The 13,773-nt window shown below is 36.7% G+C and carries 15 protein-coding genes; 3 read left to right on the forward strand and 12 right to left on the reverse strand.

The features are described from left to right. Positions 1–32: 32 nt before the first annotated feature. Positions 33–1,049 carry a lysylphosphatidylglycerol synthase transmembrane domain-containing protein gene (locus ACGHIN_RS06705; RefSeq protein WP_390451988.1) on the reverse strand — a complete coding sequence of 339 codons (1,017 nt, stop codon included), beginning with the start codon at positions 1,047–1,049 and terminating at the stop codon, positions 33–35. 3 nt (positions 1,050–1,052) lie between these two features. Continuing rightward, on the reverse strand, positions 1,053–1,403 hold the full coding sequence (panD, locus tag ACGHIN_RS06710) for an aspartate 1-decarboxylase (RefSeq protein WP_027379879.1): 351 nt from the start codon (positions 1,401–1,403) through the stop codon (positions 1,053–1,055). A 400-nt stretch (positions 1,404–1,803) separates the two neighbouring features. Between panD and ACGHIN_RS06715 the strand changes: the two genes are divergently transcribed. Beyond that, positions 1,804–2,094, forward strand: a complete 291-nt coding sequence (locus ACGHIN_RS06715; RefSeq protein ID WP_390451991.1) for an HU family DNA-binding protein — start codon at positions 1,804–1,806, stop codon at positions 2,092–2,094. Between the two features lie 71 nt (positions 2,095–2,165). Here ACGHIN_RS06715 and pdxH read toward each other — a convergent pair whose 3' ends face one another. Next, complete coding sequence (gene pdxH, locus ACGHIN_RS06720; RefSeq protein WP_390451992.1) at positions 2,166–2,807, reverse strand: pyridoxamine 5'-phosphate oxidase; 642 nt, start codon at positions 2,805–2,807, stop codon at positions 2,166–2,168. A gap of 24 nt (positions 2,808–2,831) precedes the next feature. Between pdxH and ACGHIN_RS06725 the strand changes: the two genes are divergently transcribed. Both ACGHIN_RS06725 and ACGHIN_RS06730 read left to right on the forward strand, forming a co-directional pair. Next, positions 2,832–3,380, forward strand: coding sequence for a YqgE/AlgH family protein (locus ACGHIN_RS06725; RefSeq protein ID WP_390451994.1), 549 nt, complete (start codon positions 2,832–2,834; stop codon positions 3,378–3,380). Positions 3,381–3,493: 113 nt separating this feature from the next. Continuing rightward, a complete protein-coding gene (locus tag ACGHIN_RS06730) occupies positions 3,494–4,075 on the forward strand; it encodes an N-acetylmuramoyl-L-alanine amidase family protein (protein WP_390451996.1) in 582 nt (193 codons plus the stop codon). Positions 4,076–4,164: 89 nt separating this feature from the next. On the opposite strand, the gene ACGHIN_RS06735 is transcribed toward ACGHIN_RS06730, so the two are convergent. The 9 genes from ACGHIN_RS06735 to ACGHIN_RS06775 all read right to left on the reverse strand — a co-directional run. Continuing rightward, on the reverse strand, positions 4,165–4,974 hold the full coding sequence (locus ACGHIN_RS06735; RefSeq protein ID WP_390451997.1) for an aminotransferase class IV: 810 nt from the start codon (positions 4,972–4,974) through the stop codon (positions 4,165–4,167). A gap of 78 nt (positions 4,975–5,052) precedes the next feature. Further along, a complete protein-coding gene (locus ACGHIN_RS06740) occupies positions 5,053–5,439 on the reverse strand; it encodes an START-like domain-containing protein (RefSeq protein WP_390451999.1) in 387 nt (128 codons plus the stop codon). A gap of 187 nt (positions 5,440–5,626) precedes the next feature. Then, entirely contained in the window at positions 5,627–6,808 is a 1,182-nt protein-coding gene (locus tag ACGHIN_RS06745) for an aspartate aminotransferase family protein (RefSeq protein ID WP_390452001.1), read from the reverse strand. Positions 6,809–6,944: 136 nt separating this feature from the next. Continuing rightward, the gene (locus ACGHIN_RS06750; RefSeq protein WP_390452003.1) at positions 6,945–7,721 is read right to left on the reverse strand and encodes a hypothetical protein; all 777 of its coding nucleotides are present in this window, start codon (positions 7,719–7,721) and stop codon (positions 6,945–6,947) included. A gap of 1 nt (position 7,722) precedes the next feature. Next, positions 7,723–8,550 carry a hypothetical protein gene (locus ACGHIN_RS06755; RefSeq protein WP_390452004.1) on the reverse strand — a complete coding sequence of 276 codons (828 nt, stop codon included), beginning with the start codon at positions 8,548–8,550 and terminating at the stop codon, positions 7,723–7,725. A gap of 4 nt (positions 8,551–8,554) precedes the next feature. Further along, positions 8,555–9,457 (reverse strand): hypothetical protein, encoded by a 903-nt coding sequence (locus ACGHIN_RS06760; protein ID WP_390452006.1) that lies wholly within the window; start codon positions 9,455–9,457, stop codon positions 8,555–8,557. Positions 9,458–9,736: 279 nt separating this feature from the next. Next, positions 9,737–11,482, reverse strand: coding sequence for an OstA-like protein (locus ACGHIN_RS06765; RefSeq protein WP_390452008.1), 1,746 nt, complete (start codon positions 11,480–11,482; stop codon positions 9,737–9,739). A 3-nt stretch (positions 11,483–11,485) separates the two neighbouring features. Further along, on the reverse strand, positions 11,486–11,959 hold the full coding sequence (locus ACGHIN_RS06770) for a Fur family transcriptional regulator (RefSeq protein WP_027374694.1): 474 nt from the start codon (positions 11,957–11,959) through the stop codon (positions 11,486–11,488). A gap of 66 nt (positions 11,960–12,025) precedes the next feature. After that, positions 12,026–13,773: KUP/HAK/KT family potassium transporter (locus tag ACGHIN_RS06775; protein ID WP_390452009.1), on the reverse strand; the 1,748-nt coding region annotated here is incomplete at its 5' end.

The raw sequence follows: 13,773 nt of genomic DNA on the forward strand, positions 1-13,773 counted from the left end.
AACAGCCTTTTTATATTTGACTACAATGTATCTTAATTTTCTGTAAGCGCTTTCTCTCTTGCTTTTGCCAATAGAGGAATAGAAATTCCACCCATAATCAGCATAAGGACCAACTGTAAAGGCAATGAAATAAATGAATAAGTAAGCCCCATTTCTCCACCTAATTCCGCACTTTTCCCCATGGAGATAAACAAAGCCATAAAACCGTATTTCATAGCCAGATTAAAAGCTCCGATTCCGCCACTTGCAGGAATGATCATTCCTAACGTTCCTACTACAATGATAAAGAAGCCATCCGCAATAGTAAAGTTCGAAGTTTCGGGAAGTGAAAAACACACCAGATAAGCTGCCAGATAATAGCAAACCCAGATAGAAACAGTATATAGAATAAACTTGAACTTTTGTTTTAGTTTGAATATTGTCATGAGTCCCTGGAAAATCCCATCTATAAATCCAATGACCTTTCCTAAGACCGGAACATGAGCCAGCTTCTTCTTAAATGCAAAAAAGAGCACTGTTCCTACACTTAAAACCAGGATTACGATGAGAATTTTATTTGGGTTAATGTTTACCCCCGAATGTCTATAAAAGGAAAGAATGGCATCATATTTAAAGATAAGCGTCAGTCCTAAAAACCCCAGCATACAAACCAAATCCACTACTCTTTCGAGAATAATGGTTCCAAAAGATTTATCAACAGGCACTTTCTCAACCCCATACAATGCGGTAGCTCTTGCCAATTCTCCACTTCTTGGGATGGTAAGGTTCATTAAGTATCCAAAAGAAATGCACCAGAGTGCATTGAAGTCTGAAATCCTGTATCCCATAGGTTCCAATAAAATATTCCAACGGATTGCCCGGAACCAATAGGCTAAAAGCCCAAAAATTGCAGCAAAAGCCACCCATAAATAATTGGCTTTAGCAAGAGATTTCCGGATGACTTCAAAATCCAGCCCTTTCAGGGCCAGCCACAAAAAAAAGCCTGCAAAAGCAAGCGAAACTATAATGGTAATTACAGATTTTAAGGGATGAGGTGTTTTTTTCTCCATGAATCAGGTAAGAAGGTTTGTTTTTTCGTCCGGAAAAACGATTTTCGGCTGGAAAGTTTTAGCTTCTTCAGGAGTCATCTGTGCATAAGCAATAATAATGATGATATCATCTTTCTGTACTTTTCTTGCTGCAGGACCATTCAGGCAAACTTCTCCTGATTTTCTTTTCCCTTTAATAACATACGTGTCAAATCGCTCCCCGTTATTCACATTCACGATATACACTCTTTCTCCTACTACCAAACCGGCCGCTTCTATAAGATCTTCATCGATCGTTATGCTCCCAATATAATTAAGGTCAGAAGCTGTAACTCTCACCCGGTGAATTTTAGACTTGAAAACTTCTATTAACATGCTGCAAATTTATTAATAAAAATTCATAAAATAAGTTTTTGCACTGATTTTAAAACTATCAGCAAGCCAGGCATTTAATTTTATTAAAAATAATTTTTTTGAACTTTACTTGTAAAATCAATAACCATATCATTAAAAGCATTAATAGATTACACTTAAATTTAGGATTTAATAAACTTAAAAAATAATTAACGCTTTTTGCTAAAGTCAATACACATAAGCATTTGGCATGATTTTAGTAACGGATAACGTAGATTTTACGTGGAAAATCAAATTATCATATTTTAACCGTTTTCATGAAAAATCAAAAGGATTACACAAATTTTAATAAAAAAATTGCACAATTAGAAAATTGTATTATATTTGCTCTAATTACAAACTAACTGTAAAATTAAAAATTATGAACAAGTCTGAATTAATCGACGCAATTGCAAAAGATGCAGGAATTACTAAAGTTGCAGCTAAAGCTGCTTTAGAATCTTTTATTTCTAACGTAACCGCTACTTTAAAGAAAAAAGACGGAAAAGTTTCTTTAGTAGGTTTCGGAACTTTCTCAGTTGCTGAGAGAGCTGCTAGACAAGGGATTAACCCTGCAACTAAAAAACCAATTAAAATTGCTGCTAAAAAAGTTGCTAAATTCAAGGCTGGAGCTGATCTTTCAAACGCAGTTTCTGGTGCTAAGAAAAAATAATCATTCAGATTAAAAAATTAAGCCTCATCTTCTCGGATGAGGCTTTTTTATTTTAAAGATTTTCTCAATATTTACGGAGCTAGACGGGAAATTTTCCAGTCGTATCCTTCCAACTGATAAACAATCCTATCGTGTAACCTGTTCGGTCTTCCCTGCCAGAATTCAATTTCATAAGGCTTTGCGATGTAACCTCCCCAGTTGGCAGGTCTTGGAACTTCAGTATTTTCATATTCTTTTTCCAATTGTTTCAGCTTTTCCTCCAAAAACTCCCTGTCTGGGACCACCTGGCTTTGCGGTGAAGCGGCTGCACCCAGTTGACTTCCTTTTGGTCTTGAATGAAAATATCCGTCACTAAGATTTTCCGCCACTTTTTCCAATTCCGCCTTTATAATGATTTGTCTTTCCAGGCTAGGCCAGAAAAAATGCAGACAGGCTTTATGGCTTCGCTCTATAGCCTTTCCTTTCTTGCTGTCATAATTGGTATAAAAAATAAATCCTTCATGGGTATAGGCCTTCAACAGAACCATTCTGGTACGTGGGCAGCCATCATCTTCTATCGTTGAAATAGCCATGGCATTGGCTTCAGACACTGCAGGATCTTCACTTGCTTCCAAAAACCAGTCCCTGAACTGCTCTATCGGATTCTGTTTGATCTCACTTTCAATAAGTTGAGATTTCGCATAGATTTTTCTTTTATCGTGAAGGTTCTCCATAAATATTTTTTATTAAATTTGAGTATGAATTACTCATACAAAGGTAAAATATTAATTTCCACCCCTGATATTTCCGGAGATATTTTTTCCAGATCAGTAGTTCTGGTGATTGATCATAATGAAAGTGGCGCATTCGGGTTAATATTGAATAAAAAAAACAGCCAGATGAGTAGCCGCTTTAAAAACTTTTTTGAATTCAAGATCGATGTATATGACGGGGGCCCCGTAGAAAATGACAAAGTCTTCTTTATTGTAAAGGGCAAAAAAGTAACCGAAACTTACACAGAGATTACAGAAGAGTTTTATTTAACAGAGGACATTGAGAGTATTATCAACTCCATTCTTAACCAAGAGCTTGATATTGCTGATGTTAAGATTTTCTCAGGGTATTCGGGATGGTCCGCATTGCAGCTAGACAATGAGATTCAAAGGAAAATGTGGACAGTAGTGGATATTTATAACCTGGATTATACTTTACCAAATGATCAGACTCTCTGGAAATCCATCATGCAAAATCTGGGTGGAGAATATCTGCTTTGGGCAAATTCTCCTGAAGATATTTCACTGAATTAAAGAGCATTACTATTTCCGTAAAGGTCATTTTTAGAATTAACAAATTTTAAGATTGCTTTAACCAATTTTAAAAAAAGAATTTCCGTTATTTGATAAACCAAAAATCACTGAAAATGAAGGCACTCAAATTAATTGCTTTATCCCTTTTTTCAATGGCATTTTTATCTTTTACTCCTGCCAAAAAAAAATATATTGTAATTGATGCCGGACATGGTGGGAACGATTTTGGTGTCACTCATGAAAGTTTTTCTGAGAAGCAAATCGTACTCGACATTGCAGAGCAGATTCATGAAATCAATGAATCTCAGGAAGAGTATGAAGTTTTTTTAACCAGAGACTCAGATGAATACAAAACCCTTTCAGACAGAACCCAAAAAATAAATGAATTGAACCCCGTAATGGTGATTTCATTACACATCAACAAAAATCCGGAAGCAGAAACTTCTAAGCAAGGGCATGAAATTTTTGTTCAGCCTTCAGAAGAATCCAGAAAAATAGCGACACTTATTACTCGTAAATTAGGAAAATGTAATGTTTCGGAACGCAACTTACATATTCTAAGAGAAACCAAGGCTCCTGCCGTTTTGGTGGAGCTTGGCTATATCAACAATGCTCAAGACAGGGAGTATTTAACAAGTAAGAAGGGGCAAAAAGAAATCGCACAGAAATTCGTGGATATTTTCAACGAATACTAATTATATAAGAAACAATTTCTGATTTACTCAGAAAAAAACCCGGTAAAGGACTTTTGGAACTTTGTTGTTTACCGGGTTTGTCAATTTTTCTAAAAGCTTTTCTTCCAATGTTCCACCAGTTCTAAGAACCTGGAATTCCCGAAAGTCTTGTTTCTGATTTTACCTACAGAAAATATGCCTTTTTCATCTGAAATGAGCAAAATCTCTTCTGCTTTTTGAGATTCAAAAGCAATAATTTCGTGCTCCTGTATATCTGCAAGGTTATTTTTATGCAAGAAAGTGACAAAATTTTCCAATAGAGGAGAAATATATGCCCCCTCAGATTGTTTTGGAACTTTAATCACATCACCTTCTAAAAACAATAAATTTCCAAAGGTTGAACGGGCTATTCTTTTATTGGGGTTCAATAAAATAACATCATCAAGGTCATTTTCCTGAGCATAAATACGCCCATAAATATTTTCCGGACAATGAACCCTGATATTGCTTAACAGATTGTTGTTGACATTGATCTCTTTAATCAGATCCAGTTCCAACCCTCTTGGATGAATTGCAAGCACATCTTCAAACTCATTCAGTTCATAGAAATACGAAACGGATGATTTTGAAAGGGTAATTCCATCTGAGTTTCTGAACACCATAAAATTAACGATTCCGTTTTTCATCCCTTTTTCTTCTATTACTTCCTTATAAAAAAGTGACTGAAAATATTCCAGAGTATAGGTTAACGGAATATTCAGTCTCATTTTTCTCATGGAAGCCATTAAGAAGAAATAACATTCTTCATCCATAATAAGTCTGGAATCTCTCACAAAAAAAGAAACCTTAACTGCATCTCCTAACAAGAAGGCTCTGTTCTTCATCTGTAATCCGTCTGATGTAAAATATTGATTTTCCAATGTATAATTTGATTTATTGATAAAAAAATAATGAACGATAAATCGTTCATCAGTTTAATCGTTTGGTTGTACAGTATATTAAGCTGCTCCTAATTTTATTCTAAGATTTTCGATAAGATTTTCCCAATACATGGAATTTTCCTCTTCATCTCCTTCATCACAGAAATCCGTAATATTTAAAGACAAATCTTCGGTGATATCATCTATAACGATAGTCATTTCAAAGAAGTTTTTGGTTCCTTCATCCTCTTCCCATCTGAAACGCACGAAACCTTCAGGCTTATATCGGATTAAAGTGGCTTTCTCGGCAGGCCCGCCTCCCCAGCTAAAATAGAAATCATCTCCTTTCTCTACAACCTCATCTGCAAACCATTCGGATAATCCCTCTGCAGTAGCCAGATATTCATACAAAATTTCTGAAAGACAGTGCATTGGAAACTCGTAATGGACTTTATGTTTCGCCATATAATCTTTGTTTTAATCGTCACGCAATATATAAATTAATTTTTTTATTACACAAAAATGTATTTACTTTTTTATATAATATGCATGATATTTATCACAGATTTTTATTTATTTATCAACCCGTTTTTCCGAACCGATAATCTTGCTTTTCAACATAAAAAAATTCTTATAAGAGAAGTGGATTTTATTAATTTTCATGTAATACATCCAGGATAATCTGGCAACCTTTTCTTATTTCATCTAAAGAGATCGTTAAAGGCGGAGAAATTCTGAGATATTCATTTCTATACAGCTGCCAGAAAACGATCAGCCCTTTTTCCATGCACTTTTTAGCGACTTCCAGGGTGTACTCAGGCCTTCCCAGGTTTACGGCTAACATGAGACCTTTCCCGTTAATATTTTTAATTTTCGGATGTACCAGAAGTTCTCTGAAAAGTCTTTCCTTTTCTTCCACCTGATCCATCACACCGCTTTCCAAGACTTCTTTTAAAGTGGCATAACTTGAAGCTGCAATCAAAGGGTTTCCGCCAAAAGTAGTAATGTGCCCTAATTTAGGAGAATGAGCCAATGTTCCCATAATTTCTGCAGAACTCATAAATGCTCCCACAGGAACTCCGCCTCCCATTCCTTTACCCATCACCAGGATATCAGGAACGATACCGAAATGCTCAAAAGAAAACAGTTTGCCTGTTCTTCCGAATCCGGGCTGGATTTCATCCAGAATTAAAAGGGCTCCAACTTCTTCACATCTTTTTTTCAGCTTTTTTAAATAAGCCTCATCCGGAACTAAAAAGCCGGCCGCTCCCTGAATGGTTTCCAAAATGACACATGCCGTTTTTTCCGTAATCTTCCCAAGATCATTTTCGTTATTAAACTCAATGAAGCTTACCATTGGCAATAGCGGACGGAATTCTCTTTTATGGGTCTCATTTCCCGATACGCTTAATGCCCCATGGGTATTCCCATGATAAGAGTTCTTAAAAGATATGATTTCTTCCCTCCCTGTATACCTTTTGGCTAATTTCAGGCTTCCGTCTATAGCTTCTGCCCCACTGTTTACAAGGTAAGTAATTTCCAGGGGATCCGGAGTTGCTTCAGCTAATAATTTGCATAAAGCCACTGGCTTTTCCTGCGCATATTCACCATAAACCATGACGTGAAGGTATTTTTCAGCCTGTTCTTTTATGGCATTCACCACTTTAGGGTGAGAATGGCCCAAAGTATTGGCAGACACACCGGCTACGAAATCCAGATACTGTTTGCCATCTGTCCCAAAAATATAGCTTCCTTCTGCTCTTTCAACTTCAAAACCTGCTGCAAACTTGGTGGTTTGTGCCTGATATGTAAAAAAATCCTTTTGTAATTCCATGGAGTAAAAAATTTCAGCAAAGCTAAAAAACATTCATTAAACGCCGAAATTATGACAGATTAAAAAATCACCCTGAAAAATTCCAAGGTGATCCACCCAATCACAAAATATTAAAAAAATATAGCTTCATTTGTGTTTATAGAACCTTTTCAACCGTTACATAGCTTGAATTGGTAACATTATAAGATGTTGTTCCGCCAATTTCGGAAATAGCTTCTAAGGTAATATACTGTCCCTGTACAGCATATACAGAAAAGTCAAGATTAATTTTGCGGTTGGTTCCATCATAATTTACCGTACTTTCCAACAATTGGAAACGCTTCACATCATTAACATATAAACTAGCCCCTAACCTGTTGCTGAATGATCCGGCCGGTCCTGTAAAGTTCAGATTTAAATTGATTCTGTATAATCCGGTCTGTCGAATATACAATCTGTTAAGATCGGCGCCGGAAGCAGGGACATTGGTCTTTAGCTTTAATGGGTCTGCTAAAAAATTAAGTTTGTCAATTAATGAATTGATCGGCAATAAGACCGCTCCTGATGTAGTAGAAACGGCATTGAGCTGAAATCTAGAAATGTTATCCGATTCTACTTCAAATGCCTTACTCCAGACCAAACCATCAAAGACCATAGCTTGTCCGGTACTTTTCACAAACAAAAGCATTCCTCTGAGCTCTTCTATTCTTGTTAAAGGGGCATTAACTCCCGTATAAGGAAGGTCGGTATCTGTTTCCACAGCAGGCAGCCCAAATCCTTTAACACCTGCAGATTCATTTGCATTTGTGATGTACACCATCACCTGATCATTACTATCGGGACTGAAATTAGGATTGGACACATTTGTAAAATTTACCTGCGCATCGAAAATATTCAGTAGGAATAGTGAAAGACATAATATATATTTTTTCATTTTAGTAAGCTTTAATTAAACGTGCAGCGATATATGAGCTGATAGTGCTGGTATCTGTACCATAAGCTGCCAAAGCACCTCCGGAAACAGCATTGGAGCTTATTTCCGGCACTACTCTTAGTTCCGCCCCGGCTGGTAAAGAGATGGTTTGTGAAAAACTCGAGGTTTTATTACCTGAAGTATCCACAATAAATACGATTGAATAATTGGTTTTAGACACTACTGTCTCCCAATCAGATGAAGGTGTATACTTCACCTGCAATGTCAGTTTAAATTCTGTAATTCCTGCCTGAAACCCAAAGCTTCCTCCGGTAAAGCCTAATGCAACCCCTACATCATAAATTCCATTTTGCTTTACAGTAACCGTGCTTGCATTCTTTAATAACAGGTTGTCTACCAAAACCTGGCTCTTATTATCTGCAGCCAGAAAAGCAGGAACATTTCCGGAAAAACAAAAACCTATTCCAAATGATAAACATGGAATGGTAACTCCGGAAGAAACGCCTAGCCTCGAGGCTTTTGGCTGATAAATACCTTGTATTTGCCTTGCCGGGTTCCATGCAAAACCATCATATTTATAATACTGATCATCGTTTTTGTTATAAATCAAACCACCTATAAGGTTGGGATAATCGTCAAACACATCCGGTGCCGATGCATTATATTTAGGAAAAGAGGTATAAAGACCGGCATAAGGAAGAATAACTCCTTTTGTTCCGTCAACTATTTTCAATATGTTTTTATTAGTGCTTACATCACTGCCTATTACCACCTGAGCATACATACAATATTGAAAAAGGAGCATGATAATGATTAAAATCTTTTTCATCTTATTACATGTTTATTTTTTCAACAATAATTTCTGATATGGCATTTCCTGTATTGCTTAAAGCAAAAAACATATTATTACCCCCTAATACACCTGTACAGGCTCCTGTTCCAATGTTTTGCGTTCCGCCCAGGGTCAATCTCAATTTATCTCCCGCATTAAAAACTCCCACATACGTAAAGGCAAGGGACTGACCTACATCAATAGCTCCCGGTGCCAGTGTGCTTACTGATAAAGCTCCGGCCGTAGAAGAACTTGCCGTGTTGTTAATAGGTCTCCACGTTGGATCTGAAGAGGTGCTCAGTTCCAGGTTAAGAACAGACTGAAGATTAATGACAACCCCCAAGCATAAAGGAGTGCTTATATCTACCGCCCCGCTTTTAAATGATACTTTATATAAGCCTCTGGAATTAATGTTAATGACATTACTTGTAGCTGATGCTAATGAAACATCTGAAGATATTTCATTAAAACTGGGGCTGCTGGTTGTAAAGTTAACGTTCTGGGTGGTGCACGTCCTCACAGTAAATCCACAGCCTAAACCGCATGTTCCACAACTTGAAGTCACTGTTCCCGAACGTATAAATCTGGCCATTTTATTGTTTTTCATGGTGGTAACAATCCGGTCTGAGATTTTCCATGCTGTACCATCATTTTGAACAATACTTCCAGTTTCTCTGTTAAAGATAACCGAACCCTGAGTTCCGTCCCCCGTTGTGCCCAACGCTGAGGCCGGTAATAATGAAGCCTGAGTCGTTCGAGGCAACCGAGTAGCCAGATTATCCTGTTTTACATGCAATTGTGTTCTAGTGTCAGGTCGAAAAGACAGATTTTTAGAAATCCCTACTTGTGCATTGATTTTGTGACCATAGATCAAAAAAATCAAGAAAATAATGTTTAGTTTCATTGTGTTTATGTTTTTGAATTCTTGATAAATAAATGTAGTGAAAATAATGAATTACATTTTACACGTTTACAATGTCATACATAACACATAAAACTTCATAACTCATTTTCAAGTGAAATACCATCCTGCTATTCCAAAATTACGCCAAACTTTCTAATTCCTGTCTAATTAGATAAATATCTATATAAAAACATACAACCTGTAAAAGAAAAAAAACTCCATTTCAGGACTTGAAATGGAGTTTTTTTTCTTTTACAGAAGAATATCAAATCGTAATTTTTACTTTCTGACTCTCTTAGGTTTTTTGGCTTCTTCTTTGGCCTTTTCTTTTTCTATAGCTTCCTGGGCCTTATCATAGAGCTCATTATCCGCTTCATATTGTATTTCTTCATAATTTGGAGAATCAACTAAGATATCCTGCCATTTCCGTATTCTGTCTTTAGTATTCCAGTTGAAATCCGGAAACTTTCTTTTCGAGGGTTCCAGCATACTCATCGGATAAGTATCTGAAGTGGCTCCAATACTGCATGAAACAATCTGTAAAGCTTTTTCTTCGAATAAAGCCCCTATGATACCGCAAGAAGATAAGGTAATCCCTATTCTTTCTTTTTGCTTTGTTTGCTGATTCTCATCATCTACAAAGACAATGGACTGGGCATTCCCGATGACCTTTGCCTCCTTTATATTATTCCCCTCATAATATACCGTCATCAATTTCCCTTTTACCTGATTAAACTCGTCTTTTCGGGTTAAGGAATCCACCTTACTTATAGCAAAAGCATTTCCGATTACTTTTAACGAATCTATATTTTCTGTCTCAGTATTGAAATAGGCTTCTACTTTATCTCCTGTCACCTGCTTTTCACCGCTCCACAGGATTGGTTTCGTATACATATGCAAAACACCGTCAGTTTCATTGAAAGCAAGCGAATCTGCTCTTCCCTGCGCATTGGATTTATAGAACCTTCCTTTTCTGAAGGCCCTCAGGAAACTCTTCTTTTTGGTTGCATCCAGGGAGTCCGGCTTTTGATAAGAGATAATTTTTTCGGAAGCAAAATAAATGGAATCTTTCTCCAGAATTTTAACGGCATAAGGATTTTTAGTCATCATGGCAGAATCTTTTTTCTCATAGATCTCTCCATACCCTCCTTTGATATATCGTCTTTCCAAGGGGTCATCAAGCGTTACATTTCCTGTCGCTTTTCCGAAACCACTGATTTGATTGTAGTACATATCATCTCCGGTAAGCGTCTTATCATTATAAAAAATCTTGGAATTTTTATTAAGGAAAGCTTCTTTGGTATCCATTTTATAAGTTCCCCTTTCCGTATAAATTCTGTTCTTAGGATTGGTACGATTGGTAATGGTGGTCGGACCCTTGATATCCACAACACTGGTATTCTGATTCTGGACTACATTTGGGCCTTCCAGGATATATTCACTGTCCTCAATTTTAACATTACCCGTAAGATCAATGGTACGGGTAGTCAGAAAATAAGTTGCAGACTTGGCATACGTTATACTTTTACCATCGTTGATTGTCCCTCCGGTATTAAAATAAGCTTGGTTTGAAATCCTATCATAATACAATATATCGGTTTTGATAACTGTTCCTTTTGGATCGGTGAGAATTACATTTTTACGAGCAACTCCTTTCTGGGTATTTCCGTCATACTCCATTTCTCCAGCAGTAATCACTGAACCGTCTGTATTCTGAAGCCTGGTACTCCCTATTGCTTTTACAAAGTTTTCTTCTCTGTAAATTATGACTTCATCCGCTGTAAGGATAGAACCCTGGTGCTCGATCTGAACATTGCCGGTAAGAAATTGATTCCCATCATATTTCTGAGGATCTTTCTTGATCTCATCGGCATGAATAATCTTCACCATATCTTCAGGCTTTGGCTGCTGCGGTTGGTTTTTTACAGGGCTTTGCAAATAAGGATCTCTCTGCGCAGGTTTAGGCTTGTCCTGTGCAAATGACATTACAGAAATAAAAACTAACAGAAAAAAAAATAGCCTCATTGATTAATCATTCTTAGTGCCATAAAAATATAGCGAATGAGAATCAATTTTTACGCCAAATGCTTCTTCAATTGCTTCTTTTATCCCCTGAATTCTCGGATCACAAAACTCAATGATTTCTTCAATTTCTTTATCTGAGTCTTTTTTGTAGATCACCAAATGGTCATGCTGCTTATCAAAATAAGACTTTTCGTAGGAAGAAGAAGTAAGGGTTTTTTCTCCGAACTGGTGCTTACGGATAAGTCCGGCATCAAGGAAAATTTCAATCGTATTATAAATAGTTGCTTTAGATACATGATATTTTTTCTGCATCATCAGAAGATACAGATCATCCACATTAAAATGGTGGTCCATATTGTAAATTTCTTCCAATATGGTATATCGTTCAGGAGTGTTTCTGAACCCTTTTTCCAAAAGGTAGTTTCTTAAAACGTCCTTGATTAAAGCAATATTTTTTTCTTTTTGTACAGTATCCATCAAACAAATTATCTACAAATTTATTGATTTTTATTTAAATAGATCGTATGCTTTAAAGCAATAGGATCAAGAATTATGACGTATAAATCCGACCTGTTCAATACTGTTATCATAGACCGTTAATTCCGTAATTGGTGCAGATTCCACTTCTACATTGTGAGAGCTCACTCCCCAGGCTTTGAAATCATCGCTTCCAATATACTTCACAAAGTTGTAAATATTAAGGGTGATCTTCTGTTTAACAGTTAAAAGTATATCATTGATATATGTATTATCAATAATTACATATTTAAGATCCGGTGGTATATTATGAGCTCTTAAGGATGGATGACTGCTTCTGGACGGAATGGTTTCATCAGCCATAAGGTCTTTTAAAACCATATTAAAATAATCGTTTATTCTCCGGTCTACCTTAAATCCTAATAAGAAATTGATTTTATAGATTGTACCCGGTAAAATCTCATCTACCGTATATTTGAAAGTATATGGATCTTCCTGATTAACAATACTCAAAATAAAGTAATGATCTGCTCTTTTGGGTTGTTTTTTGATGATGGAGTAAATAATTTTAGATTCTACTTCATCATTTCTTTTGGCTCTGCTCAGATAGGCAAGGTTGGTGGCATATTTCGGAATGCTTTCATCCAGTTTCATGTCTTTAATGATTGAAACATACTTTTCGATTTTAACAAACTGGATAAAGTTGGCTTTTATTAATCTTCCATTATACCAGGCGTACATACAAATAGCTATAAAACCACCTAAAACCATCGTTAGCCAGCCTCCATCAATGAACTTAATAACATTGGCATAAAAGAACCCTGACTCCAGGAAAAGGTATACAATTCCAAAGCCTATCAGGAAGAGTTTGCTCACTCTTGTTCTGCTTAACCAGAATAATAACAGGATAGTGGTCATTAGCATGGTAATGGTAATCGTTAAACCGTATGCCGCTTCCATTTTTTCTGATTTCTGGAAGAAAATAACGACTACAAAACAGAATACCATCAATCCCCAGTTGATTCTTGGAATATACATCTGCCCTTTGATTCCGGAAGGATATTCGATATGCTGATTAGGCCAGAATGAAATAGACATTGCTTCCGAGAACATGGTGAAGGACCCTGTAATCACCGCCTGACTGGCAATAATTGCAGCAGCCGTAGCCAAAATAACTCCCGGTAAAACCGCCCATTGAGGCATGATTCCAAAGAAAGGATTCACACCGCTGAATACCTGCTGATAGTTATCCAATAACCAGGCACCCTGCCCGAGATAATTGAGAATCAGCATTAATTTTACAAAAATCCAGCTTACTCTGATATTTTTTGCACCACAGTGCCCCAAATCTGAATATAAGGCTTCCGCTCCGGTTGTACATAAGAATACAGCTCCCATAATGACGATTGCACTTGGTGAATGGGTAATCAGATTGTATGCATACATCGGGTTGAATGCTCTTAGAATTTCAATATGATCAAAAATATGAATAGAACCAAACGCTCCTAACACAAGAAACCAGGTTACCATAATCGGTCCAAAGAATTTACCTATAGAAGCCGTTCCAAACTGCTGAACAACAAAGATGACAAATAAGATAACAAGGGTAATCGCTACTACAGGAGTCTCCGGATTGTAAATCTTAAGCCCTTCAATAGCAGACATCACCGTTAAGGAAGGTGTGATGACGCTATCCGCTACCAACGTGGAGGCTCCTATAACGGCTACCACATAGAGCCATTTTTTCTTGAGTCTTTTTACCAATGAGTAAAGGGCTAAAATACCACCTTCTCCTTTGTTATCTGCTCTTAAAG

The organism is Chryseobacterium barbadense, from assembly GCF_042849955.1.
In the GTDB taxonomy this organism is placed as follows: domain Bacteria; phylum Bacteroidota; class Bacteroidia; order Flavobacteriales; family Weeksellaceae; genus Chryseobacterium.

Bases quoted from the DNA above. Each gene is read 5' to 3' on its own strand.
- panD (WP_027379879.1), bottom strand. From the start codon at position 1,403: ATGTTAATAGAAGTTTTCAAGTCTAAAATTCACCGGGTGAGAGTTACA.
- ACGHIN_RS06760 (WP_390452006.1), bottom strand. From the start codon at position 9,457: ATGAAACTAAACATTATTTTCTTGATTTTTTTGATCTATGGTCACAAA.
- ACGHIN_RS06715 (WP_390451991.1), top strand. From the start codon at position 1,804: ATGAACAAGTCTGAATTAATCGACGCAATTGCAAAAGATGCAGGAATT.
- ACGHIN_RS06725 (WP_390451994.1), top strand. From the start codon at position 2,832: ATGAATTACTCATACAAAGGTAAAATATTAATTTCCACCCCTGATATT.
- ACGHIN_RS06765 (WP_390452008.1), bottom strand. From the start codon at position 11,482: ATGAGGCTATTTTTTTTTCTGTTAGTTTTTATTTCTGTAATGTCATTT.
- ACGHIN_RS06770 (WP_027374694.1), bottom strand. From the start codon at position 11,959: ATGGATACTGTACAAAAAGAAAAAAATATTGCTTTAATCAAGGACGTT.
- pdxH (WP_390451992.1), bottom strand. From the start codon at position 2,807: ATGGAGAACCTTCACGATAAAAGAAAAATCTATGCGAAATCTCAACTT.
- ACGHIN_RS06730 (WP_390451996.1), top strand. From the start codon at position 3,494: ATGAAGGCACTCAAATTAATTGCTTTATCCCTTTTTTCAATGGCATTT.
- ACGHIN_RS06755 (WP_390452004.1), bottom strand. From the start codon at position 8,550: ATGAAAAAGATTTTAATCATTATCATGCTCCTTTTTCAATATTGTATG.
- ACGHIN_RS06705 (WP_390451988.1), bottom strand. From the start codon at position 1,049: ATGGAGAAAAAAACACCTCATCCCTTAAAATCTGTAATTACCATTATA.
- ACGHIN_RS06745 (WP_390452001.1), bottom strand. From the start codon at position 6,808: ATGGAATTACAAAAGGATTTTTTTACATATCAGGCACAAACCACCAAG.
- ACGHIN_RS06750 (WP_390452003.1), bottom strand. From the start codon at position 7,721: ATGAAAAAATATATATTATGTCTTTCACTATTCCTACTGAATATTTTC.
- ACGHIN_RS06740 (WP_390451999.1), bottom strand. From the start codon at position 5,439: ATGGCGAAACATAAAGTCCATTACGAGTTTCCAATGCACTGTCTTTCA.